4 protein-coding genes are annotated in these 2,663 nt (G+C 68.2%); 1 reads left to right on the top strand and 3 read right to left on the bottom strand.

The annotated features are described in order from the left end of the window. Positions 1-9: 9 nt before the first annotated feature. A complete protein-coding gene (locus tag AX708_RS04180) occupies positions 10-279 on the top strand; it encodes a DUF167 domain-containing protein (RefSeq protein WP_067489578.1) in 270 nt (89 codons plus the stop codon). Here the strand turns inward: AX708_RS04180 and AX708_RS04175 are convergent. From AX708_RS04175 to AX708_RS04165, 3 genes are all read right to left on the bottom strand, one after another. Next, positions 276-908: a YoaK family protein gene (locus AX708_RS04175; RefSeq protein WP_066529429.1), complete on the bottom strand. Its 633-nt coding sequence runs from the start codon at positions 906-908 to the stop codon at positions 276-278. The two genes, AX708_RS04180 and AX708_RS04175, sit on opposite strands and share 4 nt — an antisense overlap. A 1-nt stretch (position 909) precedes the next feature. Continuing rightward, on the bottom strand, positions 910-1,425 hold the full coding sequence (locus AX708_RS04170; RefSeq protein ID WP_066529431.1) for a DUF1993 family protein: 516 nt from the start codon (positions 1,423-1,425) through the stop codon (positions 910-912). 212 nt (positions 1,426-1,637) lie between these two features. After that, a partial coding sequence (locus AX708_RS04165; protein WP_082747203.1) for a cisplatin damage response ATP-dependent DNA ligase occupies positions 1,638-2,663 on the bottom strand: 1,026 nt, incomplete at its 5' end.

Raw genomic sequence — 2,663 nt, 5'->3', positions numbered from 1 at the left:
CAGCACCCCTTGGGAATCCCACATCGATTCAGTCTAAACAGGACAGACTCTAGTGCCGACGGGCGGCTCGCGGTCAAGGTGACGCCGGGCGCGCGCGAGGAAAGCGTGACGCTCACCGAGACGGCGGTGCTGGTCAAGGTTCGCGCGCCTGCCGACAAGGGGGCTGCCAACGAGGCGGTGCTTGCGGTGGTGGCGCGGGCGCTCGGGCTGGCGCCCTCGCGGGTGAGGTTGTTGCGCGGCGCGACGTCGCGCGAGAAGCTGCTGGCGGTGGCGCTCTAGCGCTCGGCCGCGAAGGCAAAGCCCCACAGCGCCAGTGCGGCGAGCGCGGCGAGAGCAGCGGCCCAGAGCGGGGCGATCAGGCACAGCCCGCCGCCCGCCGACGCTCCCAGCGCGAGGGCGCTCCACAGGAGGCCGTAGCCGCGGGTCGATTCGAGCGGCGCGCCTGCCAGCCTCGCGGCAATCCCCTGCCCGAAGCGCACCAGCGCGCCGGTCATGTAGGTGACGCCGACCGTCACCTCGCCATCGCGCACGAAGACATTGTTGGCGAGCCCCATCGCCATCGCGGCGAGGCCGAGGAAGGGCACCGCCAGCCCTGCCGCCAGCAATCCCGCGCCACCGCTCAGCAGCAGGGCGACGAGGCCGAGCAGCACCCGCTTGTGCCGCCCCGCAAAGCGCCGCCCGACCAGTGCGCCCCCGGTCACTCCGGCGAGGAACGCGCCGATCAGCCACAGCGGGGCGAGCGCCAACGCGGGCGAATGCACCAGTTCCACCCCCATCCGCGTGGTGTTGCCCGACATGAAGGAGGTGAAATAGCCCCCCGCCACCACGAAGCCGGTCGCATCCACCAACCCCGCAAGCGCAGCCAGCCCGAGGGCGAGGCCTTGGCGCGCGGGGTCGTAGCGGTGCATCTCAGGCGGGGTTCGGCTGCTTCATGTATTTGAACATGTAGCCGACAAAATCCGCCTTGCCGAGGGGAAGGCCCTCGGCGCGCAGGATCGCGTAGGCGGCGGTGATGTGGAAATAGAACTGCGGCATGGCCCAGTCGCGGCAATATTCGTGCGCCTGCATCGCGAAGGTCATGCCGTTGGGGAGGGTGAATTCGACGGGATCGCCCGCCGCGGGCCAGGTGGCAGGATCGCTCGCCGCGACCAGCGCCCTGGCGCCGGCGATCCGCTCGTGGGCTTCGGCGAAGGTGGAGGGGTCGGTGTCGCTCGACGTGAAGTCGAGGCCCGTCAGCCGCGCAAGCGCCTCGCCCGGCATGTTGCAAATGAAGCGGATCTGCGTCGCGAGCGGGAACATGTCCTCGGCCAACCGCGCCTGGAGCAGGGCCTCGCCCTTCTCGTGGGCTTCCGCCTTGGTGACGATGTGATCGAGCGTGGCGAGCATGTTGACGTAGGTGGCAAGGGCGGCGGTAGCGTAGGACATGGCTTCTCTCTCCGGTTGCGATTTGCAACCTATTTGCGCCATGCGCGGCGCTGCGTCAATCCCCCACGCCTCCCCATCTCGTCATTGCGAGGAGCCGGAGGCGACGAAGCAACCCATGATCCGACCTTTCCGCCAAGTGCGAGGGCGGGCGATGGATTGGTTGGCCAATTGGCCAGCTTCGCTTCCGCTTCGCTCGCAATGACGAAGGAGGCCTAATCCTTGATCAGCCCCCGCAGCGTCGAGATCCGATCCGCCTCGTGCGCGGGCTTGTCCCAGCGGATGCGGTGGATGCGGGGGAAGCGCATCGCGAGGCCGCTCTTGTGGCGCTTGCTGGCGTGGACCGAATCGAAGGCCACCTCGAACACAAGCTCGCGCTTCACCTCGCGGACGGGTCCGAACTTTTTCAGTGTGTTCTGCCGCACGAAGCGGTCGAGCTTTTTCAGCTCCTCGTCGGTGAAGCCCGAATAGGCCTTGCCGACGGGGAGCAGCTCGGCGCCCGCATCGGGGTCCCCGTCCCAGCAGCCGAAGGTGTAGTCGCTGTAGAAGCTCGAACGCTTGCCGCTCCCGCGCTGGGCATACATCACCACGCAGTCGATCAGCAGCGGATCGCGCTTCCACTTGTACCACAGGGCGACCTTGCGGCCTGCGACATAAGGGCTTGTCCGGTGCTTGAGCATCAGCCCCTCGATCGCCTCGTCGCGCGCCGTGTCGCGGATGCGTGCGAGGGCTTCGAAATCCTCGGCCTCGACCAGCTGGGAGAGGTCGAAATGGCTGGTGGGGAGGCGCGGCATCAGCGCTTCAAGAGTCGCGCGGCGCGACTGCCACGGGGCCTCGCGCCAGTCCTGCCCTTCGAGCAGCAGCACATCATAGAGCCGCACGAAGGCAGGGTAATCGCGCAGCATCGCCTTGGAGACGGTCTTGCGCCCGAGCCGCTGCTGGAGCGCGTTGAAGCTGGCCGCACCCCCGGCCTCGCCGCCCTGCGTGACCCCTCGCACCAGCAATTCGCCATCGAGCACCGCGTCCATCGGCAGCACGTCCAGCAGCTCGGGGAAGGTCGCGGAAATATCGTCGCCCGAGCGTGAATAGACCCGCGTTTCTCCGCCCGCCCTGACAAGCTGCACCCGGATCCCGTCCCATTTCCACTCGGCGGCGTAGTCGGCAAGGTCGACCACCCCGTCCTCGAGCGGGTGGGCGAGCATGAAGGGGCGGAACCTCGGCGTATGGGCGAGGTCGGGGGC

Source organism: Erythrobacter sp. CCH5-A1, from assembly GCF_001557115.1.
Classification (GTDB): domain Bacteria; phylum Pseudomonadota; class Alphaproteobacteria; order Sphingomonadales; family Sphingomonadaceae; genus Erythrobacter.
Note: the sequence above shows the minus strand (reverse complement) of the source record. Positions and strands in the feature narration are given on the sequence as shown.

Coding starts and splice junctions, on each gene's coding strand:
- AX708_RS04175 (WP_066529429.1), bottom strand. CDS start 908: ATGCACCGCTACGACCCCGCGCGCCAAGGCCTCGCCCTCGGGCTGGCT.
- AX708_RS04170 (WP_066529431.1), bottom strand. CDS start 1,425: ATGTCCTACGCTACCGCCGCCCTTGCCACCTACGTCAACATGCTCGCC.